The sequence below is a fragment of the Planctomyces sp. SH-PL14 genome (assembly GCF_001610835.1).
GTDB lineage: Bacteria > Planctomycetota > Planctomycetia > Planctomycetales > Planctomycetaceae > Planctomyces_A.
This window is the reverse complement of the sequence record NZ_CP011270.1, coordinates 2,686,133-2,712,842: the sequence shown is the minus strand read 5'-3', so window position 1 is coordinate 2,712,842 and position 26,710 is coordinate 2,686,133. Positions and strand designations below refer to the sequence as shown.

The 26,710-nt window shown below is 62.0% G+C and carries 13 protein-coding genes and 1 pseudogene; 3 read left to right on the top strand and 11 right to left on the bottom strand.

Annotated elements, in window-relative coordinates:
• Positions 1 to 186: 186 nt before the first annotated feature.
• Positions 187 to 9,288, top strand: coding sequence for an Ig-like domain-containing protein (locus VT03_RS10645; protein WP_075092965.1), 9,102 nt, complete (start codon positions 187 to 189; stop codon positions 9,286 to 9,288).
• A 265-nt stretch (positions 9,289 to 9,553) separates the two neighbouring features.
• Positions 9,554 to 9,967 (top strand): Imm70 family immunity protein, encoded by a 414-nt coding sequence (locus VT03_RS35220; RefSeq protein ID WP_075092964.1) that lies wholly within the window; start codon positions 9,554 to 9,556, stop codon positions 9,965 to 9,967.
• Positions 9,968 to 10,327: 360 nt separating this feature from the next.
• Here VT03_RS35220 and VT03_RS10635 read toward each other — a convergent pair whose 3' ends face one another.
• The gene (locus VT03_RS10635) at positions 10,328 to 10,927 is read right to left on the bottom strand and encodes a transposase (RefSeq protein ID WP_075092963.1); all 600 of its coding nucleotides are present in this window, start codon (positions 10,925 to 10,927) and stop codon (positions 10,328 to 10,330) included.
• 20 nt (positions 10,928 to 10,947) lie between these two features.
• Between VT03_RS10635 and VT03_RS10630 the strand changes: the two genes are divergently transcribed.
• Positions 10,948 to 11,223, top strand: coding sequence for a transposase (locus VT03_RS10630; RefSeq protein WP_315850212.1), 276 nt, complete (start codon positions 10,948 to 10,950; stop codon positions 11,221 to 11,223).
• A 46-nt stretch (positions 11,224 to 11,269) separates the two neighbouring features.
• Here VT03_RS10630 and VT03_RS10625 read toward each other — a convergent pair whose 3' ends face one another.
• The 10 genes and pseudogenes from VT03_RS10625 to VT03_RS33380 all read right to left on the bottom strand — a co-directional run bounded on the left by VT03_RS10625 (position 11,270) and on the right by VT03_RS33380 (position 26,230).
• Entirely contained in the window at positions 11,270 to 12,865 is a 1,596-nt protein-coding gene (locus VT03_RS10625; RefSeq protein WP_075092961.1) for a GMC oxidoreductase, read from the bottom strand.
• Between the two features lies 1 nt (position 12,866).
• Positions 12,867 to 15,371 (bottom strand): S1 family peptidase, encoded by a 2,505-nt coding sequence (locus VT03_RS10620; protein ID WP_197489290.1) that lies wholly within the window; start codon positions 15,369 to 15,371, stop codon positions 12,867 to 12,869.
• A 31-nt stretch (positions 15,372 to 15,402) separates the two neighbouring features.
• Positions 15,403 to 16,584, bottom strand: a complete 1,182-nt coding sequence (locus VT03_RS34155) for a hypothetical protein (protein WP_197489289.1) — start codon at positions 16,582 to 16,584, stop codon at positions 15,403 to 15,405.
• A gap of 138 nt (positions 16,585 to 16,722) precedes the next feature.
• Positions 16,723 to 18,558, bottom strand: a complete 1,836-nt coding sequence (locus tag VT03_RS10610; protein ID WP_075092958.1) for a hypothetical protein — start codon at positions 18,556 to 18,558, stop codon at positions 16,723 to 16,725.
• 31 nt (positions 18,559 to 18,589) lie between these two features.
• Positions 18,590 to 19,000: a hypothetical protein gene (locus VT03_RS10605; RefSeq protein WP_156514401.1), complete on the bottom strand. Its 411-nt coding sequence runs from the start codon at positions 18,998 to 19,000 to the stop codon at positions 18,590 to 18,592.
• 19 nt (positions 19,001 to 19,019) lie between these two features.
• Positions 19,020 to 20,657 (bottom strand): c-type cytochrome, encoded by a 1,638-nt coding sequence (locus tag VT03_RS10600; protein WP_156514400.1) that lies wholly within the window; start codon positions 20,655 to 20,657, stop codon positions 19,020 to 19,022.
• Positions 20,658 to 20,923: 266 nt separating this feature from the next.
• Positions 20,924 to 22,477: an NADH:flavin oxidoreductase gene (locus tag VT03_RS10595; RefSeq protein ID WP_075092955.1), complete on the bottom strand. Its 1,554-nt coding sequence runs from the start codon at positions 22,475 to 22,477 to the stop codon at positions 20,924 to 20,926.
• Positions 22,478 to 22,493: 16 nt separating this feature from the next.
• On the bottom strand, positions 22,494 to 24,017 hold the full coding sequence (locus tag VT03_RS10590; RefSeq protein ID WP_231870637.1) for a GMC family oxidoreductase: 1,524 nt from the start codon (positions 24,015 to 24,017) through the stop codon (positions 22,494 to 22,496).
• Between the two features lie 261 nt (positions 24,018 to 24,278).
• A pseudogene (locus VT03_RS35215) lies at positions 24,279 to 24,689 on the bottom strand (GMC family oxidoreductase N-terminal domain-containing protein); the annotation flags it as partial.
• Between the two features lie 20 nt (positions 24,690 to 24,709).
• The gene (locus VT03_RS33380) at positions 24,710 to 26,230 is read right to left on the bottom strand and encodes a hypothetical protein (RefSeq protein ID WP_156514399.1); all 1,521 of its coding nucleotides are present in this window, start codon (positions 26,228 to 26,230) and stop codon (positions 24,710 to 24,712) included.
• Positions 26,231 to 26,710 lie beyond the last annotated feature (480 nt).

The following is a 26,710-nucleotide window of genomic DNA, read 5'->3' as shown; positions in this document are numbered from 1 at the left end:
GCTCGCATTGACTCGGGGGCCGAAATCGTTCACGAAGTTGAAGGACCGCCGTGCCTGTTTCCTAGAGACCATTTTCCAGGTGGGTGAAAGGAACAGGGCTACCAAGTTCGACGACACATTCACAATCGTTCGCAGGACTCAGGGGCCAAGTCCTAGGGCCTGCTTCGTTTTGACAGGGATGACGGCATGCTGCTCACGTCATGGCTGCGGTTTGTTCGTGCGCGCTTCTGGTGGAACGCCGTCCGGCGTCCACGCCGCCGGACCCGCGCGTCCGCCCGGCTCGGCCTCCCCGAAGCTCTCGAGGCGCGGACCCTCCTGTCCGGCGTCTCCGCACAGCCCGACGTCTACCACACCCCCGCCGACCAGGCCCTGGCCTCGGCCGTCAGCGTCTTGGCGAACGACCCCGGCGCGACGTCCGGCAGCAGCGCTGCGCTGACCCAGAACGCAGCCCACGGCTCGGTCAGCCTCAACGCGGACGGCACATTCTCCTACACCCCCGCCACGGGCTACACCGGGGTCGACCAGTTCCAGTACGTCGTCGAAGTCGGAGGGGACTCCTCGGCGGCGACCCAGGTTTCGATCTTCGTCGGCGACGTCGCCGGAGACGACACCTCCACGAGCCACCTGCTGACCGGCCAGTCCGCCCGGGCCGCCGGACAGATCGGCGACAACGCGAACGGCGCCTACGACGTCGATTTCTACCGCATCACGCTCAACGCGGGCGATTCCGTCCGGCTCGACATCGACGCGGCCCAGCGCGACAACGGCACATCCCTGAGCAGCCTCGACAGCCATCTCCGCGTCTTCGACGAGTGGGGATACGAGGTGGCGGCGAACGGCAACGGGATCGATCCGCAGACCGGTCAATCCTCGAACGACAGCGTCCTGACGTTCAGCGCCTCCTCGTCCGGGACCTACTACATCGGCCTCTCCGCGGCCGGCAACGAGTGGTATTCCACGTACGGCTCCGGCTCGGGTTCCGGAGAAGGCTCCGGATCGGGGGGGAGCAGCGCCCCAGGCCTGGCGTACGAGCTGCAGGTGGACGTCACCCCCCGCACGCCGCTGAGCTTCACCCAAGCCGAGTTCGAATACACCCTGCCGCTCAATTCCTCGAGCGAGGCGGTCGTGGGGACGCTGAGCGTCGAGGACGCCGATGGAGGGAGTCTCTACTTCTCGTCCTCCAGCAGCAGCTGGCCGTTCACGGTCGACTCTATGACCGGCCAGATCCGGGTCTACGACTCCTACGCGCTGCAGGTGGGAACGACCTACACCTTCGAAGTCACCGCGCAAGATTACTACGGGTCCGCGACGACGGCCGTCTCGATCCTCGTCACGCCGTCGACGAACCAGCCCCCCGCGTTCACCGAGTCCACGTTCGAGTTCTCCGTCCCGCGGGACGTCCAGCAGTATGCGACCGTCGGCCAGATCGCGGCCACGGATGCCGAAGGGGACTATCGGCTCTACTGGGCGACGGACAATTCTTCGCCGTTCTCCGTCGATTCCGACGGCTCGATCCGCGTGAACGATCCGTGGTCCCTGACGGTAGGCCAGACCTACACCTTCGGAGTGATGGTCGTCGACGCCTGGGGCCAGGACGCGGCCACCGTCTCCATCACCATCGCGCCGCCGCTCAACCAGCCGCCGCAGTTCACGCAGACCACGTACAGCTACCAGGTCGAGAGCGACGCCCTGTACGGAGCCGCGGTCGGAACCCCCGTGGCGAACGATCCGGAAGGGGACTCCCTGAACTGGATGACGTCCGAATCGACCGGCCCGTTCCTCCTGGACTGGTCCACGGGGGCCATCACGGTCAGCGATCCGACGCAGCTCGTCGAAGGCCAGACCTACACCTTCTCGGTCACGGTCGCGGACACCTACGGCTCGGCAACAGCTCTCATCTCCATCGAGGTCGTCGCTCCGGGATCGGGAACCGGATCCGGCAGCGGCAGCGGTTCGGGTGAGGGGAGCGGCTCCGGGGAAGGGAGCGGGTCGGGAAGCGGAGAGACCTCCGGCAGCGGGGAGGGGAGTTCGTCGGGATCGGGAGAAGGCTCCGGATCGACGAGCGGGACGGGAGGCGGCAGCACGTCCGGTTCCGGAACCGAGTACGGCAACGGCTACTCGGGGGGGAACGGCAACCCGTACGGCAGCGGGTCGAGCGGCGAAGGATCGAGCACCGCCCCGCCGCCGCGGATCGATGTCTTCGGCCGGGAGCAGTATTCGCCCAACATCGAGCTGCCGGTGCTCGGCGGGCTCGCCGTCGGGACGGAGTGGGGGGGCCTGACGGATCCCTACCTCGATCTCCTGCCGACCGGTTCGCAGGGGAACGTCGCGCTCTCCACGGTCACGACCACCTCCGACAACACCGAGGATCCCGAGACCTGGGAACTCGCGGACTCCCAGTACGCGCGGACCACGGTCGAGTCCGAATCGGTCACCACCTCGTCGACCGTCGACGAATACGGCGGCTGGACGTACTTCGAGCACGTCGTCACCACCTACACCGTCGTGACGACCTTCGACGACCAGAACGGCGTCACCTACACGCTCACGCAAACGGGATCGACCGACACCGAGTTCTTCTATTCGAAGTCCTACGACGGGGTCGGGGTCGAGACGGTCTCCTGGTACGTCCTGGTCCATGAGTCCGACCACTACGCGTTCGTTCGCGAGACCGACGTCGTCGAGACCGACGCGGAGGGGGGGACCTTCACCGTCACGGGGCTGTACAGCTCGTCCGGGGACCAGGAGCGGCACGTCCGGCTCGGCACGCTCCCCGGTTCGGCCGCGTCGGGGCCGGCGTTCGAAGAGAGCGTCGAAGAGACTTACAACGGTACGCTCGTCGTCCTGTCGACCACGGCGGCCGACTCCACGGAGCGGATCGAGGTCCAGACGTCCGGCGGCTACGAGTGGCAGCTCGTGCTGCAGAGCGGGGCGTCGTCGACGCTGAGCTACGAGTCTTCGGGCGAGGACGATTTCTCGGTCACCACCGAGTCGGACGTCGACGAGTCCACCACGCGGACCATCACCGTTCCCGCGGCGGCGGAGCAACCGGCCTACGACATCACGCTGAATGTGTCGCTTCTCGACACCTCCCACTCCTCCTTCGTCACGCACGACGAATTCGCCTTCTCGCTGACGACGACCTACGACGCGGCGCATCAGATCACCGGTTCGGCCTACGCCTACTCGGACAGCGGCACGCTCGTGTCGATCCAGCACGCTGATCTCACCTCGGGACTCTATATCGCCATGAATGGCGACCAGACGAGGACGATCTCGACGACTCGGCTGGATTCGACGATCGAGGACGAGTACCAGACCACCTCGTCCGGAACACTCGTGTCGGGGAGCCTGACCGGGACCAGCGAAGGGCACGACGCCACGACACTGGAGAGCGACGTCCTCTACACGCTGACGCACGATGATCCGGTCGAAGAGACGATGACCACGCTCATCCGGCACAGCCACGTGGAATCAACCAACGTCACCGCCGCGCGGCCCGATGGCGACACGTGGTCCACGGCGGATTCGCGGCACACGACCCTCGTCGGCAGCGACGTGACCTTCACCGCCGGCGGGCTCCTGGAGTCCGCCGGGGAGAGCGACTACTCCACGGAGGACCGTGTCAACATCACGACCTTGAACATGTCCGGCACGGGTCCGGCCATCCCGTTCGCGTCCGAGTCCGTTCTTCGCACGGAGGGGACCGAGGAGTGGACGCTCTCGGTCGAGACGGAGACCGAAGGAGCGACCGGGAGCAACGGGGCGTCGCTGGGATACTCGACGTCGACCACCACGGCCAGCACGGGGGCGGGGACGGAGGCCTACTTCACTCAGGACTCCCTGACGCTCGACGTCGACAAGACAACGACGGCAACAATCCCCACCGGCGGCAACCAGATCACGCACACGATCCTGCAGAGCACCAGCAACACCATTGAGTCCGGCATCACCGCCTGGGCGGAGACCTCGAGCTCCGTGTCGAGCTTTTCGCTGGAGGTCGAGAACGTCGATGTCGACCAGGACGGCGTCGTCGAGGAGGACGAGGCCCATCTCGTCACCGAGATCGTCCTGGAATCGACGTACGACTACACCGACGTGACCGCCTTCAGCGGCTACACCGAGGAAGTCTCGCATCTCGACGTCGAAACGATCCGCAACGGGGTGCAGTCGACCGTCATCACGGACCGGCATTCGCTCTCCGAGACCGGCGGGATCGTGATCCCCTTCAACCCGGCGAATTCGCTGCCGGAAGACCTGCAGTGGGAAGGGCATTCCGACGATCCGACGCAGTTCGAGAACCCGGTCGACCCCGGCTTCGTCACGATTCAGCTGCCGGTCGACGAGACCTCCGCCATGCGGATGTACTCGGTCGGGACCGGCGGGGGAGTCTTCCTGGATGGCAGCCTGACCGGCGGGGCGATCACGTTCGGCGGCCTGACTGTGGCCCTCACGTCGGCGAGCGATCCGGAGGAGGTTGTGGCGGCCGGCATGACGGGCACGCGGCTGCACGATTCCCAGTCCCTCCGCGTCCGGAGCGAGTCGTCGACCGTCGACGGCTGGGGGACCACGGTCGTCGATCCCGAGAATCCGCCGCCGGACGCCGAGGTGATCCTGGAAAGCGACACCTGGGCCATCTCGATCTATGACGCCGCCACCACCTTCTGGGAGGATGTCGAGGCGGACGTCACGATCTTCGACCCCAAGACGAACGACCTCCGCGATACGCGGCTCATCCAGACGCAGCAGCACGACTGGACGGCGGGCCAGACGATCGACCACTTCATGTACGGCTCGGGGACGCGGGTCCTGGAGAACGGCAGCGTCCAGGCCGCCGAGGACGAAGTCAGCTCCAGCCAGACAGTCCTCCACACCCGGACGCTGACCAACACGGAGATTACGGAGCGCGGGGCGTCGATCACGCTGCCGGAGGGGAGCTCGACCGGCGGCGAGGGCCACCGCGGTCTCCCGCCCGACACCTTCCTGCAGTTCACCGTTTTCGTCCCCGGTTCCAGTCCCTGGACCGACTATATGGTGACCCGCGTCCGGAATTATTCGGGCGATGTCACCAGCGAGACCCGCGATCGCAGCACGTTCGCGTCGGAATCGACCAACACCACGCACGTCCTGACCACCGGAACGCCCGATCCCGAGGCGGTGCCGACGAACGACGACCCCGGCTACACGTACTCGACGACCGGCTCGATCGTCACCACGGAGAAGTCGGAGGTGATGGCGGTTCACGAGGAGGTCCGCGAAGCGGAAGAGTGGACTCAGGAGCGGGTGAACATGGGAGGCGTGGTGGCCCCCAGCCGCCAGTTCGGCCTGATGGGGGGCGTGGTGAGTGTGAACGCCGCCCCGAACGCGCCGTTCTCGGCCGGGCTCCTCGTGGAATCCTCCGACTCGGAGTCGGAGTATCGCACGCTCTCGACCGACAGCTCGATGCAGATGACAACCGTGCTGTTCGGGGGGGAAGGGCAGGAATCGGTCGACACGATCGGTGGAAGTTCCTCAACGCTCATGCAGCAGTATTCGAGCGAGGAGAGCTTCGATGGAATCACGTCCGGAAGCCGCCAGGTCAGCTCGGAGAGCGTCGACACCGCCATCGGTTCCTATACTTACAACCGCTGGATCGAGCTGGAGCTCGACTCGAACATGGAGACGCAGCTGGTGCAGGACGAGGCATCGTTCACGACTTCGTTCACTCACAGCACGCTCAACGAGCAGATGCAGGAAAGTTCCGGTCTGGCGGACACTCAGTATTCCATGTCGGACGACGTCCAGCGGACCATCATCAGCAAGTTGGTCCGGGACGCCGACGCGGACGGGAACGTCGCGGACAACGACACGCGGTCCGCCGAAGTGGTCGCCGAGGGGAGCGTTACCCTGTGGATCGAAGGGGCCGGCGCCCAGGTCCGGACCAACCTGGGGCAGCGGGCAGCGGTACAAAGCGCGAATGTGATGCGGACCGTCGCCTACGATGTCACGGACCGCCGCACCTTTGACAACGGGGACGAAGACCACTTCCGCCACGAAGTCCGGACCGACTCGGCCAACTTCGAGATGGAGGCGGAGGAGGAGCGTCCGCAGTTCACGGCCTTGAAGGTCTATCGCCGCGGCTCCAGCGCGACCCACAGCTCCCGGACGGAGATCCTGCTGGAGGACGAGCAGCTCCACTACGAGCGCAATGAGACCGTCGACCAGCAGTTCGGCGGGAACTGGAAAGAGGCCATCACTCCCCCGTCGGAAGAGGAGGCTCCCTATGGCTGGGACCTGGCGACCGGTTCCAGCTTCTCTGTCCACGGCAGCGAGGTCCTGAAGATCGACATCGACCTCAGCGAAGCGGGCGAGGGAGCGCGCCCCGACGGCGGCCCGGCCTACACGATCGGGGAATACACAGCCTCCGGCGAGACGATCCAGTCCCGCTCCTGGGCCGGCTGGTCCGGCGGGATGGACGGAAGCGGGAACCAGACGATCACAGTGGAGGACGCGGGCTGGTTCGATCCTGTGACCGGCGAACTGTGGCTGGAGCGGAGCCTGACCGACGCCACCACACAGTCGGGCTCCACCTCGACCTCCACGCAGGAAGAGACCGGGATCCTGGGCGCGGGGATCGCCGGCTCCGGAGGATCCCATCTGTGGGTCCTCCTGGCGGCGCATCCCCCGGTCACCGAGACGACATATGTCGCCTGGACCGGCCTGGCGGACGCGGCCTCGCTGGACCTGAACACCTACGGCGCAGCCGTGGGGACCGGCGCGTACTCGAACGACGGCCAGACCTGGACCCTCCCGATCCCGATCACTCCGGTCGAGACCGAAGGCCAGACCAGCGGCAGCGGAGAATCAAGTGGAAGCGGTGAGTCCAGCGGCAGCGGCGAAGGTTCTTCGTCAGGCGGCGAATCGGGCTCAGGCAGCGGCAGTTCCGGCAGCAGCGGCAGCCCCACGACCACGACGGAGTGGCGGACGATCTACAACGCGATGTCAACGTCGCCCACTGGCAACAACAGCACGCAGGCCGGTGGCGGGATCAACGGCTCGCAGGTCATCACGGGGATCGTGGACGCCTTTTCGCTGAATGCGGACGCGGTGATGGGGTTCGGTCGCGATCTGGTGGCGAAGCTGGGCGAACAGTCGAAGATGCTCGAGTGCGACGGGAACGTCTGCTGGGTCAAAGGCGAAACTCAGGAACCGATCACGGAGAACGGCTGGAGCGACCGGGAACCCTACTCCTATCACCTCACAATCACGGGAGGAAAGACGACTCACCAGGTTCTGACCGACGCCGGATGGACTGACATCCAGAAGGCGGGGGCTCAGGGGCGAGGCAAGCGGAGCGAACTGCCGCGGGTCGAGAAGAGTCAGAAGGAGCTTCAGGACACGTTCATCAAGGACATGAATGCCAAGGGAATTGCAGTCGCGGACGCGAGCGGCAAGATCCTCAGCGGAATTGATGCCTTCCCGGTCGATTCAGCCACTCGGGAAACGCTGCACCGAAAGCTGAAGGATGCAGATGGCGGATTTCTCTGGGGCTTCTTGTTCGACACGGATTCACAAGCAGAAGATTACGACAAGGCAGGAATTCCGACGGTTCGGCTCCCCGCCACTCTGCCTCAGCCCCCGATTCCACCGGCCGAGGTGGCGGAGAACATCGCGGATGCAGTCGAGGACGCCCGGGAGCAGACGGCGAACCGAGTCTCGCAGGAAGAGTGTATTGATGACTCGGTCAACCATGAGGACTCTACGGCAGCCGAAGAGAGTGCCCCCAACGCCATCGACTCACTGATTGCAGCGATCGGGGGCCATGAAGGTGATGTACTCGACCAAGCCCTCGATCACGTGCAGGAGCAACTTCCCCGGATCCAAGCTGCCGGGCAGATTGCAGGCAGTGTCGTCATGATCGCCACCGCTGGTGGTATCCTCATGACCTGTCCGGTTCTCGGGCCCGTTGCAGCAATTGGCGTCGGTTATATGCTTCTGACGGGGGGAGACAATTTTTACGCCGGCGTAACAACGATGTTGACGAACACGCCGACGGAGACGTTCAAGCATCAAATCCTCACGGATCTAACTGGGAGCAGTACGATCGCCTCGTTCGTCGAGGCGGGAATGGATATCGCCGCGACAGGCGGGACAATGAGAAACGCCGGCTGCTTCGTTGCCGGAACTCTTGTCCGTGTAGCCTCTATGCCGAAAGGCCACGACACTGGAGTAATTTGCGACGTCGAACCGACGAATCAGGGTGGTCATGGTACGTTAACGACTCAATTCGCTTCGGTTTTGGAGGCTGCGTCGTCCACTTGTGTGCCGATCGAATCGGTTCCGTTAGGAGCGCGGGTCGCTAGACGCAATCCGATTCCTGGAGACTACGACAGTACCTTCGCTGAGCCTGATCGGGAAACCTGGGTCTGTCTGACGCTTGAAGTGACTCGAACTGACGGAACGGTCGTCGACGCGGAATTACTTAGGCCCCAGTGGTGGGTGACGCAGCAGCAGGTGGAGGTGAAAGGGCGAATTCCGATCGTTTCCCGGGAACTGGAGGTGGAGGGCTGGGCGACTGTCCACTCCATCGCGGCCTGTCCGCGACTGGCAGTAGGTGATGGCCAAATAGTCACTGGTCGGTTCATCACCCGCCAGGTCGACGGCACGGTTCGGGCTGCGTTGTCGACCGGAGAAACCCTGGAAGGGACGTCAATCCACCCCGTCTGGTCGGCAGACGATGGATGCTGGCGACCCTTGGGTGAACTGAACGTGGGGGATGCTCTGCTCGGCCGGAACGGGCCTGTTTGGGTTGAGGCAATTGGGCAGTGCAGAAATCCAGTTTCGGTGTACAATATCGAAGTTCATGGCGAGCATGTCTATGAAGTTACTTCAGCCGGCGTGCTCGTCCATAATGCCAATGACGACTGTCTCTTCAAGTTAGGACAAGACGCGTTAAAAGCTGGCCGCGAGCATGAAGCCTATGAACTGGGGAAACTCGGACTTCCAAAGAACACGACAGTGTGGCGGCCCACAGGCAATGAAACGCAGAGTGCGGCATTCAAGGTGATTGTGGGTGAAGCTAAACACACAAAGACGGGAGTCCTGAAAGGCACAATTCTGGACGCTACAGAGGGCGGTTTTACTGAAATAAAAGGAGGCACCAGCATCTTGCAGTCCAGCTATCAGCTGAGACTCCAAACATATCGGTCCGTAATTGAAGGGCAACCGTATACGATCCACACGACAAGGCCAATTAGTCCGACATTTCGCGATTGGCTCAGTCGGTGGGGCGTGCGTGTCGAGGGGTAGAATGAGCATAGAGTACCGCTACACAAAACATCAGACAGCCAGAGGAACCAGAGCCGATGCCGAACATCGAGACGCACTTCATTTAATAAAGAATGTCTCTTCACTTAGCCTTACATATCAAATTCGGCTGCTAACCTACCGAGCACTGCAGAGTGGGATTAAGCTGATCATCCATGTACCCATGCAGTGCAGGCTGCAGCCGCGTTTGCGTGATTTCCAAAAGGAGCACTCCGGGCTCTTGCATATTGAGAGAGGTTAGGAAGCAATGGGGTTGTATCTGTGTGTGTTCGACGATGGTGATGAGCTCGAAGGAGTCGAGGTTGGGAGCTACGCCGACTTCGGATTCTTTCGAGACAGTGTCACGGAGCTTCTCGAGGGAGGGAAGACTGGGGATAAGTATCCGACGTTAATTCTTCATTCCGATTGTGACGGCGAATGGACTCTCGCCGAATGTGAGCGACTAAAAGGCGAGCTCGAGGATATATCAGCAAAGTTTCGGGACCTGCCTGCCATTCAGTACCAATCTGATTGGCAGAGACATGTTGCACATTTTTTAGGCTTGAAGCCGACGTGTCTATATGATTCGTTTATTGATGTTGATGGGGAGCCAGTTCTAGAGAGACTAAGTCGGTTATGCAGTGTCGCCATCCAAAGCGGACAGTCGATTGTCTTTCAATAAGTGGCGAATGCTGGATCAACACCTGGCATGTTGGAGATTCACGCTCGGCGGGGTGGCTGGGGCCGGGTGCCATTTCTATGCAAGTCTGTTGCTCGTCAAGTCGGAATCGGTCGGAAGGTGGATCGCTGCGGGAAGCCCAGTCTTCTATCCGAGCCTCGGTGCGGAGCACCTAGCCCATGTGGGGATGTTCGAGGTTGCGAGAACTGCCCTGTCTGCTGACGAGTCGGATCGAGAGGTTGTCCTCTCCCTCCGCCCAAGTGGCACTCGAGCTCATCCTCGCGACGCAGGCGTCGCAGTGGTCTTCTTCCTTCGGTTCCTCATCTCCAAGCTCCTTCGTCCTTCATGTTCCCTTGTTCGGCCTCATGCGGGGCCCCGATTCCGGCTCAGGCCCGGAACGAACTCGTGATACAGACGACGCACCCACCGGTTGGCAATCGCCGCCGAGACTACGTTCGCCGGCTTTGTCTTCCGTAACCTCGCATGCAGCTCCTGCCATCTCGGCTCGTGCCGGGGAAGACGCTTCGCCAACTGGATCAAGGCTGCTCGCAGGTCATCGTGCCCCTCCGCCACCAGGCCACCGTCTGACTGCCGCTTCCCGCTGGAGGCGTTCCGCGGTGTCAGGCCGCAGTACCGCGATAGCTGCTTCCCGCTCCGAAACCGGTCGAAGCGGCCGATCACAGCCCGCAACAGCAGCGCCGTCACCACGCCGACTCCCGGCTGCTTCCGGAGCGTCTGGACTACGACGTCTTCCCGCGTCGCCTCCTCCATCCGGTTGTCCACTTCCTTGATCTCATGAGCTAGCTGATCGAGACGTTTGAGGTCCCGATCCAGCACCCATCGCGAATGCTCCGGCAGCAACACACCGGCCAGCCACGTCCGCCACCGTTTCGTCCAGGCGCCTTGCTCGCAGTCCTCCTCGACCCGCTCCTCCTTCAGGAGCGACCGGATCCGCAGCTTCAAGTGCCGACGAACAGGCTGTCCTGATCTGGGATGGAGCGGGCTTCCACACCAGCCACATGCTCCGTGTGCCTGCCAATGTCACGGTCCTGCAGCTTCCGGCTTACAGTCCAGAACTGAACCCGGCGGAGAATCTGTGGCATTACCTCAAGAGCCACTACTGGTCGAACAAGTCCTACGCCGACTACGACTCGCTGGAGGCGGCGGCCATGTCCGCATGGCGGACTGCAGTTCTCAACCCCGAACTGATGAAGACCGTCTGCTCCGACAAGGCACTCAAACGCGCCACTTCCAACTAGAACGCGTATGAAATCGCCACGCGAAGGACGGTCTTTCAACACGCTGTTAGGTTATATGATCAGAATTGTGGAGTAGGAAGTGCGAAGATCTCTCCGCCAGAGCAGCGATTGTTAATGAAGGGTTCCGTCCGATAGCCTGCGGGATGGCCGCTCCATCGCAGACGAATAGCCCCTTGTACCCGAACACTTCTCCGAAATGATTGGTGACTCCCGACAGAACATCCTGAGATATCCTGCTTCCGCCGAGTGGATGAACGGTCACGAGGTGTCGGAACCATCGCCAGTAGAAGGGGATCTGCAACCGTCCACCGGTTCGGGAGGTCAATTCCTTGTGAACCTGCAGAATGGTTTCAACCGTGGCCAGGGCACTGGCGGCGTCCCATTTGAGAGTGAGACGACGCTTCCAGGGAGTCAGCCATTGGCGGCGGAGGCGAAGGTGGCCGTCCGAGCGGTCAACTCCCGCTCCCAACCATATCATCAGGTTGGCAAGCGGGTTCTTTTCGCCAAAACCCCGCCGCAGCAAAGGGGGAAAAGACATGGCGACCGATGAGCCCCAGCGCGTGGACCACTTCGCCCGCAGCGTGTTGAGAAGGACATTGGGAAAGCCGTCGTCCTCCACTACGAACTTCTGACCTTGTCGCGGGCCGTCTCCAAAATCCAGTATGGCGGAAATCGTCGGTCCGATGCCTTGCTGCACGGCGTTCCGATTAGGGTATTTCGCTGGTGTGAGCACGTTCGCGTTCGCACTCCAGCCGGAACCCAACGCAGGGCTGATTTGAGGGAGCGTTCCATATTCGTCTCGAGATCGAAGCAGGATTTCCGTCGTTCCCAGCGACCCGGCCGCCAAGACGACCTTGGGGGCCTCGAGCACCTCGGTGGCGCCGCTGGACAGCTGCGTGACATGGACCCGATACCCCCGACCGCCAGGCTCCACAAACCGGACGAGATGCAACGGCCGGATGTCGGCCCCATGGTTCTCGGCCACCGCCAGGTAGTTGAGATCGAGCGTATTCTTGGCGCGGACGTCGCAACCGATGTCGCAGTTGCCCAGATGCACGCAGGTTCCCTGCCATCGGCCATGTTCGTTCCGGAACGCGTGAGTGTGCCGGGGGTGAATCGGCTCCGGAAGGTCGAACGAGTAGTTGGGATCGAACGAGACCGCCAGTGGGGCCGGACGAAATTGCTCCGAGAGGCCCGCCGCGGCGGCCGCCCTCTGCAGCAATCGAAACCGCGCCGAACGCTGTCCGTCGGGAACCGGTGCCGGTTGGAGCATCTGTGCCGCCCGCTCATAGTAGGGCTGCAACTCGCGAAACGTGATCTCCGGCGGCCAGCCCGACTCAAACGCGTCGGGCGTCGCCGGCAGGAGAACACTCGAGTAACACAGCGATCCTCCACCGACGCCGGCCCCCTGGACCACGGTCATTTTCGGGAACACGCGGACGTCCAACCAGCCGTTGCAATACCGAGGGCGGTGCGCATCGAACAGCCAGGGATCCTTGAACGTTCGAGGGTACGTGTCGGGCGTCCACCTCCGGCCGCGTTCCAACACCAGCACGCGCGCCCCGGCCTCGGCAGCCCGGCACGCCACGACAGCGCCCCCGAAGCCACTGCCTACGACGATTAAGTCAATGGGCCGAGTCATTTCAATTCCCGGTCCCTGTGGTCGCACCCGAGGCCCGGGCAGCCCTCATCGCAGGTCGAATCCAAGTGTCAAGATACTTTCCAATCCAGACATAAACCCCTCCGTCTCCACAAGGCGATATTTGCGGCGCAGCGACCGAGATGCCAGCAGCGACATTGATGTGGGCGGCACGCGACGTGACCCCCACAAGCCAATACTTGGTACCGTCGAAAAAGAAGACGGGACCCCCGCTATCACCTTTGCAGGTATCGACTCCCATTCCACCGGCTGCGAACTCCCAGGGAAAATTGCACCCCAGAATTCTTGCATCGCTCTCGCTTGCTGGAATCCCGACAGGGACATCGGGCGCGGCGCGTCTCGATCCGAAAGACTCCGGATCGGCTGTCCGATTGCAGGAACCGAACCCAACCAGCGTTACCAATTGCGGTGTTACATTGTTCCACACTTCCGTTGCCGCTGGCTGGATGGGGAGCGCTGCGCCGTCGGCGAGTCCGAGATCGGCTGGCTTTACCGGGTCGACCAGTTCCAGCAGCGCCAGATCATGTCGATAGCGGATCCCGTCGAACTCAGGATGCTCGTGGCGCAACTTGACGCGCTTGATGGTGGGCCTTTCAGCACTGACGTCATTTCCAATCAGAACTGCGAACTCCCACCGGTTGGCGATCGTATCAATTCGCTCGGCTGGCGCGCGCAACCGCAATCCATCAGGTACGACGTGCCCCGCCGTCAGCACAAAGTTCGAATCGACCAGCGTTCCTGAGCCTTCCCATGACCAGTCTCCGTCCAGTCCCTTGCGTCGCCAGCCGACGGCCACGCACTGTTTAAAGTCACCATCGCGCTGGCCGCAGTCACCCAGCACACGCTCGACACCCGCATCGGCCCGTCCGTCGATGATCATCTGGCGGACGTTCTTCCGGTACGAGTCGACCAGGATAAACTGCTCATCAATCAATTTGCTTCGCAACGAACTCCGGACAAGACTTCGATTGATGTCGACGCGTAACGGTCTGGCCGCTGTCAGGTTAAACCCGCCCGGTTCATCGAGTGTTATGGAAAGCGGCGGAAAAGTGATGGAGTCCGCTACCGTTCCGAGTGCGTCTGCCTGAGAAGGCGCTGCAAGTTGCGAATCGACACTTTCGACGAAGAGTTGAAAGATGGCGCGATCAGGCAGATCGCCACTTGCAGCCACCAATTTCGACGCACGTTGCGCGGCTCCTCGCAATTCATCAGACGAACGACCGCGACCAAGTGATCGCGCCGGGCCATGATCGGTTGGCTGAACACCAGTTGCCTGTGGCCGGACAGCCGACCAGATCAGCCTCGCGACGGCTGCGTTGAAAAAATCACTGTGTTCCAGAACGTATCTTCGTCCATCGGCGCTGTAGACCCCCGGCCTCAGGACATAGGGATCAGCGGCCTGGTCGTCGACGATTGTGATCCGCTGTCCGATCTCTGCTCCCACTCGTCCGAGCGCACTGTAGACGGACGCGCTCCGTTCCGCGGTTTGCCCGGCCACTTGCGACGCGAGTTCGTAGGGCAGCCCGAGAGCCGAGTCGTGTTCGGAAAATGTGGCGAGGATGGGACCTGCCACGCGAGTTGTGACGTTGGCGTAACTGCCGATCGGGCTCATCGCCTGATAGGACACCGCGCCCTGCAGCAATACCAGCGATTCGACCTTGCGCACCGGAGGTTGGTTCGCAGCAAGACAGGCCAGCATCATTTTGCAGCCAAAGCTGTGCCCCAACAGATGGACCCGAGCCTGCGGATAAGCGACATGGATGCGGTCGATTAGCTTAGGCCGCACGCCTTTCTGGCCAATGACTCCGGCGCGCTCCTTCATTTGCCAATAGGTAAACATCCGCAGACCATTGCGGATGGAAAAGCGAGAATCGAACAATCCCCGACCATCCGTTGCAAAGAGAAAGACGCCGTCATCGTCAGCATCTTCCCCTTTCAAGCGGTATTTGCGAAACAGGTCTTCCGCAACCTGATAGTCGGCCACCGTCAGCGACTCAGGAGCGGTGGCCAGCAATTGCTGCATCGTTAAGATGTCTTGCTCATAAGTTCCGTTGCCGAGCGCAGCCGGGAATACGCGATACAGCGTTAGCAGATCGCTGTCGCTGGTTCCTTCATCTGTCAGAGAACGACCCTGCGGTTCCTCGTCCCAGGCCTTGGAAGGCCAGCTGACGCCGACAATCAGTGAACGGTAAGACGCGTCCAGCAAGGTATGCCGGTTGGCAACCGCGCGCATCTGGTCCATCATCTTTCGATAGGATGCCCTGGCCTCGCTGAAGCTGTTGTTCCATCCATGGGCGACGATATATACATCGGTCGGCGGCGGAGTTCCGGGCTGATTGAGAATCACATTCAACCGCTGGGCTGATGCCGGGATCAGGTTTCCAGTGTCATCGAACGCGATCATTTCGACGTCTTGAGAAAACTGCTGTGCCGTCGTTTTCGACGCGAACACAAGTAGTAGAACGGCCAAACACAAGGATTTTTTCATGAGAGAACCGGGGGGGTAAAGGACGTCAATATTAAGTAACGCCAATGTCTCGCGGGATCCAGAAATGCAATCGCTTGTCGCCGCTCTCCGAAACGATATCGTCCGTAAATGTAATCCTTCCGATTCTGTTCCACGCCTTGTCCGTGCTTTCGCGGACGAGGATCTCGAAGATGAGCTCTCCATTCGGATAGTTCTTCACGCGGAGTTCCTCGCGAAAGTCCTTGGCCTTCACTCGCGGGAGCGAGTCGGGGGCGCGGAGCATCATCAGAGTCGGAGTACTGACCGGGTCCTTCGGGCCAAGCCCCAGCATTGAAATCGGGTGCAGTTGACGGAATCCCGGCCGACGGTCCATCAGTCGGAAGATCCCGCGGTTGATCAGATTCGCCAGCGGGTCGAGTCCGATGGTCGGACGGTTGGTCACCGGGATGTCGATCACATAATTGGACCGGTCGCCGCTCAGGTGGCTGACGGTGACGAAGTTCGCGGGATAGACCTGTTCGTCGTGGTCCATCGTAGGAAACAGCTTGCCGGCAATTCCGAAGGCGCGGCGGGTGCCGGGGGAGACCGTCAGGCCCGCGACCGATAGCCGGGCCAGGAGCAGCCCTTTTGAACCTTTCGCGAAGAAGCCGGAATAAGGAGACTCTTCAGTGATCTCCCAGGTTCCCGCATGGCAGATGCCGTTGGCATGGATCAACTTGTCGAAATAGGGAAGAAGGTCCCGTTTGTCGATCAGGTTCCGGGCGGAGTGATTGCAGAACGTGATCAGGCGGAAGGGCCCCAGCGCCAAGTGGTAGGGAATCCTGGAATACGCATCGCTCCAGACGACCGATTGAAGCTTGCGGAATGTCGTTCCGAAGTAGCCAAACGGGGACTGGGCTTTGGGATCGTCGCCCTCGATGGCGAGACCGGAGGGCTGGTCGACTTTGCCGTACAGCGCCAGGATCAGCAGCGGAATCTGCAACAGCGAGAGGACGAGGTCCACGACGCCGAAAAGGGGATAGGTCCCGGAATAGAGAATGAAGAAGAAGGAAACCCCCGGAGGCCGCGCCAACACGGACAGCCATGCGATCGTGCGATGCCGGTAAGGATTGCAGGCTGCCGGGAGATACATCGCCCCCAAGGTCAGCAGGACCACGGCGGCGAATGAGACATAAGCTGGCTCACGCGATGCCGTTTGTCCGAGCGTCTGGAGCGTCGCATTGGGCCAGAACACGGCTGGCACGCCTAGGACAAAGTCCTGGAGAATCCCGGCCCAGAGTGCAATTCGAAACCAGAATCCCCAGCCGTTGCGATCAATTTGCGGATCGTGTTGCGTCATGGATGGTCAACTCCTCCGGATCGATGGCGAGTTCTAGAACTCACCATTGCGCAAGAATTCCAGCAGCGCGTGCTTTTGGCTCTGCGGAAGGGTGGTGCCGTAGAGGTGCCCTTGGGCACTGTTGCCGGGAACGAGCGTGACGTAAGGAACCGCCAGGTGCCGGCCGACGACCCCCGAACTGTCGTGAACAAATCCGACATGCTCGATGTCGAGCACGTCCGAGCCGCGGTAGAACATGGGAGGCCGGCGCCGTCTTTCGCGAGCCAGCCGGATCACTCGATCGACGAGTGGCTTCAGCCGCTGCAGCCGGGTCGCGACCGCGGAGGCTCCTTCGGGACTGATTTCCGCTCGCCGCAGCCCTTCCAGAAACTCGTCCAGACGACGCGTGGCACTCTCGTCGCGCGCGTCCTTGAGAGTGGTTACCAGGTTGTCGAATGTCCTTGTATCCGCCGGGCGGTCCGTGAAGAACTCCACCAGCAGCCGGGTCAGGTTGGTCTCGACCGCCGCATCCAGGATCAACTTTCGCTGTTCCACCTGAGACAGAGGTGGACAGAGCAGGTCGGCCAGTGTCGGCACGGAGCCATTGTGCAGGTAAGGACCTCGAAGCCACAGCCCCTGCAGGGGCGTGGCCACATAGCCTTCGGTCTTGACGAATGAGTTCAAGTCCCATGCATAGCCATTCCCGTAGTCATTGTAGATCGCGGCCGCGTGCCGCGGCGGATTGTCCCCCGTCAGCGTGTTCCACATCTTCAGGCGATGGTCGTCCGTGGCGTTGGGATCGTCTGACGACCAGACGATGACTTCATTGAGGCGATCTCCTTTGCGGCCGTGGCAATCGCTGCAGTGCCGGGCAAAAATCTGGCGTCCCTCCTCGATCAGTTCGCGCTTCGCCCTCGCGCCGGGTGGACTGCCGGGGGGCGGCAGTTCGAACGTAAACCAGGTTTGCAGATTGCGGATCTGATCGACGGGCAGCGATTTTCGTGTGGCTCCATCTCCCAACGCGCCCGCAAGCGAAGTATCGAGTGGATCGACATTGAGTCCGTCCCAGTGCAGATTCCATGTCCCCTGACGCGTCCGGCGGCTGGACAGGTCCCAAAGAGGCATCATGTCGGAGTTGCCGATCGTTCGGTCGAGGTTCATCTCGAGCATTCCGAACTTGACCGGATTGAACGGGTCGATACGGCCGTGGCCCCACAGGGGGCGACTCTGCATCCACTGACTGGCCGCGGACTGCTTCAAGAGAGCGTCCCGCGTCCCGGGAATCAGGACATAGCGGTACAGCCACTGGTCGAGCGTCGAGAGTTTCACGTTGTAGGAGATGGCTTCCATCAGCGTGTCGGCGTTGAACCGTTGGTCTTGGGCACAATCGCGGAGGAACGCCAGATAGGACTGGGGATCGAAGCGGCCGGCGGGTCCGCCCGGCACGACATTCGTCACCGAGAGCCGCCCGTCGTCGGATCGAGTGCGGTAGGTCGCCGAATGGCAGAGAGCGCAATTGACGGCGACGCGGTCATAGCCGATCCGCTTCCTTGAAAAGCCGACGGGCATTTCCGGCGCGGGGTGGCCGGGGTCGACCTGCTCCCAGACAATTCCCAGCGAGGCATAACCGCCGGGCCCCGGCAGGTGATCGGGAAAGACTCGCGGCAGGACGACCCAGATCCAGTAAGGAATTCCCTGGGAGTTCTCCGCGCCGATCGATCCGTATTTGAACTGGTCGGCTGTTGTAGCGAACTCCTGCGGGTATTCGTGGAAGAGTTTCTCCCACACCAGCGCTCCGCCGACCAACACCAGTGCGAAAAGACCCGACAGAAGCCAGCGCCTGATTCGGCGGCGGCGAGGCCGGGTCGTTTCGGGCAGATAGGAGGCCATGGAACGTCTCCGCGACAGCATGTGAGCGGTACTAGATCCTGGGACTGATCGATTCCGTCAGGGCGGCGCGGCGGACCAGCGTGAGGAGCACCAGCTGGATCGCGCCGAGAATGAACTCCAGCCACCAGATCAAGGGGGCCGGCCTGTGGGCCAGCGCGGGAAACTGCCAGTACCAGAATGCGGCATAAACAAAATGGCTGAGGACGCTGAACACGGCCGTCGGCCAGTGCCGCAACGGATCAATAGCGGCCGGGATGGAGAAGCAGCTCACGAGGAACATGAGCAGCCAGGCGAACGCCGGCCAGACCGGCGATGTCGCCAGTGGCAGGTCCAGCAGGGTCAGAACCGCGCCCGGAGCAAAGATCCCGGCGATCGCGAAAAAGTTCGTGATCATGAACCCGAAGACCATTGCCCAACGGAACCAGCTTACGCTCTCGTGCATGTGACACTCGGGTTTCATTTCAGGGGGAAGGCTGCCCGAACGTTTTCTGGTATTCGACGACGGCCTGCCGCTCGCCTTCGTTCAGCTCGGTCCCAAACCGCTCGCCGTAGTGTCCTTGGTGCCCGTTGCCCAAGAGCGTGCGGACGCCATCGGATCGAATCTCGATGGTGCTGAACAGGTACAGCTTCCGGCCGTCGACCGAGTAGGGCCGGTCGCAACGGAATCCCCCGTTCACCGGGTCATACTCATCATCGCCGCGAAAGAAGAGCGGAGGACGAAGTCCCTGGTCACGGGCGTTCTGAATCAATTTCGACACACGCGAGGGACTCGTCGCGAGCGCGACCAGGTCGGTCTCGGAATTGAGGCCCAGCTCGTGGAGGTCATCCTCATTGCAAGGCTTGCGGAATAGATCGAGCAGCGTCGGAACCGAGCCGTTATGGAGATAGGGCGCGCGGGCCCAGATTCCGTCCAGAGGGCCGTTGGCGTATCCGTTGGTCTTGCGGAAATTCTTGAACCGCCACCAGTGATCGGCTCCGAGCAGGTTCTGATTGGACTGCAGGGCCTCGGTGTATGAGTCGAGCCGCGCGGAATCGGTCCCGATGCTGGCGATGGGTTCGACCGTTCCAATTTGCGATCCGTCCCAGTCATGGCACGTGGCACAGCGCTTCGCATAAAGGCCCGCCCCCCGCGCGGCCAGCGTCCGGTCGATGGCGAACGGATAATTGGGGATCGGCATCTGGCCCGCCGCAGGATATGGCCGGCTGCGATCGATCAACGATTCAGGTTCCTCCGACGACGGCACCATGGGAGGCGCACCGATCCAGGCCGCGACGCGGAGGATCCGGTCGAAGTCGAGCGACACAGGGGTTGCGCCTGCCCCCAGCGACGCGCTGATATTTCTCTCGAAGACGGAGCGGTTGTTCCCGTCCCAATGCAACTGCATGCCTTCCCGCGGCCGCTGGTTCCAGATCGAGGGGTAATCAGCAATGCCGTAAGTCCCGTCGTAAGGGAACCCGAACTGAATGGACTTGTAAGGATTGAATGTGTCCACCCGTCCCGGGCCAAATCGAAGAGACACCGGCTCCCCCGGCGAATGCGGCAGCAACGAGAGATAGTTCAACTGATGGCGGCGTAGCCTGAGGGTTTCCTTGAGCAGCGGCACGGCCCTAGTGAGGATCAGGTCGTCGGTCTTCGCCAAGGGATTCCCTTCTTCCTCGGCACTCCGGCGCACGGCCTGCATGATCCCTTCTGTCGTGAACCGGGAGTCCTCGGCGCACCGGAAGAGGAAGGTAAAGTAAGCTTCCAGGTCCACCGTGTTGGCCGGCATGCCATAGATCAGCAGGCTCTCGGTGGGCACGCCGTGCGGCTCCATGCTGCGGCGCTCGATGACCTGGGGCTTATGTTGCGGATAGACCTCGGGGATGTTCATCCCCTTGACGATGCGGACCGTGCTGGTATGGCACAGGGCGCAATTCAAGCCCACCCGATCAACGAGCACACGCCTCTGCGAGAAGCCGATCGGGAGCGGAGGGGCGTTCAGGTCGGAGACCGGCTCCATCAGGAAACCGAACGATGCGTACCCGTCGCGCCAGGCGAACCGTCGATCGGGAGCCGAGCGGAACTGGAGTCCTCCGTCCGGGAGGTATTCCGGAAACACCGCCGGCAGGATCTTCCAAATCCGCAGGGGAATCCCCCCGCCGTAGTCGGAGCCGATCGACCCGTGGAGGAAGTGGTCTTCGTCGCGAACATAGTCCACCGGGATCTCCGCGAGGACCAACCAGTAGACCAGCGAGCTCACCGCCAGGGCCAATGTGACCATGAACGCGACAGCCCGCCGCCGAAGCCGGCGGCGCTCGACGACGATCGGCGGGACAAGTTCGGTGTCACTCATGGGGGGCTGGCCTTCACGTCGGGTTGCGACTGCTATTGGGGGCCGGGCGGAACGTTTGGCGGAGTCGAAGGCGGAATGGGTGTCGGACCGGGCGGGGAAACGCTCCAGAATTTCGGATCGGGCGTGAACACCTCCATGACCTCTTGGATCATGGCGTCATAGTCCGGATAGCGACTCTGTTCGTAGCAGCCCAGCGGATTCTCGAGGTCGTTGAGCAGGCACCTGTTGCAGTATGTGCAGGGGTTCCGATTTCGGATCGGCCACTGTCCGTCTGGAATCCACGAGGCATGCTCCCAGTCCATCCCCTTGCGAAACAGCTTGGGAAGGTCGCGATTGGCGATCAGGGGTCGGGCGATCGAGACGGCGTCGATCTTGCCGGACCGCAGCGCTTCCCGGATAACGAACGCGTGCTGGAACCCGCCGGTTACGATGACCTTCACGTCGGCCGGGGTCTGCTCTTTGACAGCAGCGGCGAGCTCCAGGTTGATGCCGAGCTGAATCGCCTCGAAAGGAACGCCGCGGCGATAGTTCCACCACCACCGGAAGAGCGGCCCGATGATGGGCGCCTTGAAGACGAAGTAGTTGAATCGGGCGTTGACGCCGCTGGAAAGCATGCCGTCGTACCAGTCGATCGCCTCCGACAAGGGGAAATCTCCCGCCGGGCTCCGCGGGTGAGGAAAGATGCTTCCACTGGAGATGTGCAGAGCGTCGATTCCGTCGTGAACGGCCAGGTCGCACAGCTCTAGCGATTCCTCCAACGTGTTTCCGCGGTTCCGCCACGGATAAAGCGCGTTGTCGAAGTCCACCGCGTTGATCTTCAACTGCACATGGAACCACGGATGCGTCTCCGGGCCGTCTTTTCCATTGACCTCCTGCTGGATGGCGTCAATAACCTCCAGCATGAACCTCGCCCTGTTCCTCAGCGACCCACCGTACTCGTCTCTCCGATCGTTGATGGCCGAGCTGAGGAATTGCGTGAAGAGATATCCGTGGGCCGCATGCAACTCGACGCCGTCGATCCCGGCCGCCTTCGCCCGCGCCGCCCCCTTGGCGAACTGATGGACCACCTCCCGGATCTCGCGGCGGGTCATCGCCTGGCAAAGGATCCCGTGAAAATAGTCGTTCCGGCTGGTGGAACTGAGGGCCCGCTTGTATCGGTTCTCGACCCCACCCTGGTCCTGCTGTCGTCCGGAATGGCTCAGCTGGAGCAGATATTGACACGGTTCCCTCTGCGATCCAGTGTCATCCGGCCAGGCTTGGCGTCCCGCGTCGTGAACGTCCTGCGCCAGGCGTGTCCAGAACATGATCTTGTCGTCGTCGTCGATCATCGCGTAGTTGGGAAGGATCCGGCCGCGGACGTGGACCGGCACAAACGACGAAATGATCCCACCGACCCCACCCCGGGCGAAGCTGGTCTCCCAGTTGATTCGCGCGTCGGTTCCGTGCCCGTTGTAGTGGTCGAACCGCCCCGAAACGTTCGACCGGAACAAACGGTTCTTGACCGTCAGTCCCGACCGGAATGTGAGCGGCTGGAAAATCGGGTCGTTCTCCACGGGATGCGGAAGCGACAAAGCGGAGCTCGACATGTCTCGGGGCCTCGACTCAGGTCTTGGAGCGGGGGAGGGGGGCTGGACCGGCCGGAGGCGCTGTACTCGCGGCGTGAATCACGTCAGCGGCCTTCTCGGCCGCCATGTAAACAGGCATCGCCAGGAAGAAGCCCGGAATGTTCGGAAACACGGACGCATCCACGACGCGAAGATTCCACGTTCCCCGCACGCGAAAATCCGATGACAAGACCGCGTCCGCGTCGTCGTCCGCTCCGATCTGGCACGTGCCGCAGGCGTGATGGCCCCAAGCTTCCGCCCGGATCGCGGCGGCCAGGTCCGCCCCGTCCCTTCCGGCCAGCGCTCCGTCTTCTTCTGCCCCTTGCACCTCAGCCCGAGACATCAGTTCACGAACGAGGCGGACCCCCTCCTGCAAGTCCTCAAGATCGGCCTGATCGCCTGGATCCTGGGGGTCGAAATAGTGGAAACAGATGTCCGGCATCGCCAGCGGATCGCGGGAAGCCAGCTTCACGGTCCCCTTCCGGTTTCGCGAATGTCCTTTGAGGATCACCCAGCTCCAACACGCTCGGCCGTCACCGTCGAGCAGATCGCGCGCATAACCGACCTTGTAGCCGACGAATCGGCCCGGCAGACCGAGGACGAACAAATCCGGATCGAGCAGATCCGGCCGCGATCGACGACTGAACCCGATGACGGCGCCGTTGCTGGCGTAAGGCCCTCCCTCTCTGCGCTGCCATCGCTGCCATTCGGGATCTGCGTCCAGCGAGCCATTCGGATCGCAGGCGCAATGTGCCAGGAGTGAAATGAACTCCTTCATCCTGTACAGGACTGTGATCTCATACCGGTCATGCAAGTTCTGGCCGACACCCGGCAGATCCACCAGCGGCTCGATCTTTGAAGCACTTTCCGGCCGCGAATTCGCCTGCTCGATTTCCCACTTTGGTCCGATTCCCGATAGCAACAGCAGCGCTGGCGTGTTCAATGCGCCCGCGCACAGAATGACCTCGCGACGAGCCAGAATCCGAAACGGCGGTCCCGTCGGATCCCGCCGATGGCCACGGTGTGCCCCCTCAAAGGTCTGCTCGCCAGGAATGCACTCAACCCCGATGGCCCGGTATCCACTCTGATGCTCCTGCAGGAGGACGCGCGACACGTAGACCCCGGACTGGATGGTCAGGTTTCCGGGTTTCTCCTCGCGAACATGGTTCAGGAAGTCCGCAGTCCCCACGCGTTTTCCAGTCCGAGCGTCGATCGCTTGCGGAATGAAAAAGACCCCTTGGCGGCGATCGTTCAGCACCCGGATGTCGTTAGGGTCCAGCACGCTGTCGAGTGATGCGAGGACTCGCTTCAACCGTCCGAAGGCTTCGAACAGAAACAGCTTCTGCAATGCAAGCTCATGGGGATGCTCGTGGATCTGCCGAAACGTTGCCCCCAGCGACTGGAGCGTTTCTGTCAGGTGGCTGATCGTCTCCGGTTCATCCCGGCGGGACTTCTGCGAAGCCACCAGGTTTCGCAGCGCGCTGCGGCCGATGTCGTTCAGCAACTTGTCCGCATCGAGCACCGTCCCGATCGAGCGCCGCACGTGCTCCAGCAGGATCGGCTTGGCAGCTTTGTACTGATCTTGAACCTGGCGAAACGCCTTCGCCAGCTCGGGATAATTGGCGAAGAGGGCGGCGGCGATCAGCCGGGTGAGGACTGGGTCAAGCCTCTCTAGCACGTCGCTCCGATCGGGGCGGTTCAGCGGGAGCCATCCCTCGAACCCGTGCTCACCCGGGTTCAGTTCGTGCGCGTCTCGGACGAGCGGCATCGCGATGTACTGGCAGCGCTCGATTCTCCGGAAGTAGCGATGCATCTCCCGGCTGTTCCATGTTTCGTCCTTCGTCATCGCGGCCAGACCATCCCAGTCGGAATGATGCGGTAGGATGCCGATCATGGCGTTGACCGCGGTGCTGCCGCCGACAGCCGCGCCCCGCGGGTAGAAGATCCGCCCGTCGCAAGCGGCCTTCGAGTCGCGAGGCACATTTTCGGGATAGTGCCGGACGAACATTCGCCAACTTAGACTCGGATCTTCGGACGCATGAGGATGGAACAGCGGCACCTCCGAGTTCCGGCTCTCGACAGGGCCGCCGGCCTCAATGACGAGCACACGATGGCCCGCCAGCGCCAGCCTCGAGGCAACGACGCCCCCTCCGGCTCCCGCTCCCACCACGATGTAATCGAATGCGGCATCCATGGAGTTGCACGCGGCTGGTTTCAGAATGTCTTCAGAAACTCGATCAAGTCTCGCTTTTCCAGCTCGGAGAGCTGCGTCCCGAACGGATGGCCGTGATCCTCGACGAGGTCTGGACAATCACTCAGTTGAAGTAAGGCTTGGAAGAGAGCCGTCGGGTCTGATCCCGTCTGGGCGGCCAAGATCAAGACGTACGGCACCTTGTCGGCCCGCAGATTGAGCAGCAGGTTGATCGGAAAGTCTTTGGGCAGCCTCCAGTTCATGCTGACGAGCAATTGCAGGTCGGCGATGCCGGACTTCACTCCGGACTCCAGCGTCGGCCGGAGGCTCGGAAGCAACTCTCGAACAATGGACTTCGCCGCATTCGATTTCGACAGTTCGGCCTCGAGCTTCAAGGACAAGGCCTCGACCAGCGCGGCCTGCTGCTGCTCCAGCGCCTGGACGGCCGCCGAGGCGAACAACAGGCCTCCCGCGAACGTGTCATCGAACCGTTCGCTCAGAATGCGTTCCGCTTCCGCGGCCAACGCGTCTTTCTGCTCCGGTGTGGCAACGGCATTCTCGATGGCGGGTGCCAGGTGCCTGGCGACCTTTTGGACGGCCAGGGCCACCACCACCCGGCGAATCACTTCTGGCGGAACGAGCGTGCATTCCTCGGTGGTCCTTTTGATCACCGTCGTCCTCGGGGTCAGAAGCAGCATCTGCTCCATCCCACGTTGAAAGAGCACGACGCGTTCCTTGACCGACGGGTCGGGCACGGTCATCCGGTCGTCCGACATGAGCGGACCAACAGAATTGTTGTGCAGATACGGTGCAGTCGCCCACAGGCTGACCAGCGAGGCGGGGCGGTAGTAGCCTCGCCCTCCTCCCGGCGCGGTAAACGTCACCTCTCCCAAATAGGGATTGGGAAATTTCAGGACACCCACGCTGGGCAATGCTTTGTATTCTCGCGAGGAGAAATCGGCCCAGAGGTCCCCTTCAATGGCGTTCGTGGCGAGCGACCGGGCAGCATTCGTCTGAATTCGCGTGACCGGGTATCGCTCGTCGCTGCTGAGCGTGTTCCCATCCAGAAAGTCGTCGGCAAGGACCGAACGACGGTAGAACTCACGCCGCTCCTCAACATCCTTCAGCAGATAAAATGGCTGCTTGTTGGAGTGGCATTCGGCGCAATGATCGGCAAAGAGAATCTTGCCGCGTTTGAGCCGCTCGGCCTCTTCGGACTTGGAGGGATTGAGCAGGTGCCTGGCGCCGTCCGGGGCATCTTTCAGCCGCATCGGCTCGTACGATGAGAGGTACGCAATGAGCGCGGGGATTCGCGCCTCGGTCAGGGCCCAACTTTTCCCCATGGGCCAATCGGGCGTATATCCGACCGTCCCCGGCCCGCCATCGGCATATCGGGCGTCGAGATACTTCAACCGCTCGGCCGGCACCTTGCGGCGAATCTCGTCCAGAAGCATCGGCCGCTGCGGCGTTCCTTTCACAGGATTCCAGAGATGGTCGATCCAGTAGGGCCCTTCCATCCCGATGTTGATGAAAACGCGGGCCAAGCCCATCTCCAGCCCGACGGAATCGGCCCCGTCCTTGAGGACGTGCAATGTTCGCTGGGGGAGACCGGGGGGAGTCGTCTCAAAGAAGGGGACTCGCTGCCCGACATAGAACACGGGGTTGATCGTGTTGGGATTGTTCAGGAAGTCGTAACTGAAGCGAGAGGTCTCCGAAGTTCCACGCTGCTGGGTCTCACCGTACTGCCAGACAAAGTCGTCCGGGCCGAGCCCTTCCTTTTCATGAAATCGGAAGAGCCCCTCGGTTCCAAAGAAAAGCCGGCCTTCGTGGAGGTATTGGTTGCCGATGTTGGCGGCGAGATTCTCCCACCGCGGACGAATGGGGTCCTGAGGCGGGTTGAGGGGATCGAATGCGACGTGGCAAAAGGCACACGTAATCCCGAACAAGTGCGGTGGCTCGTACTTTCCGGGGACTTTTGAATAGCCGGCATAGTCCCACTTCGTCTTGTCGAATTTCGGATTGTC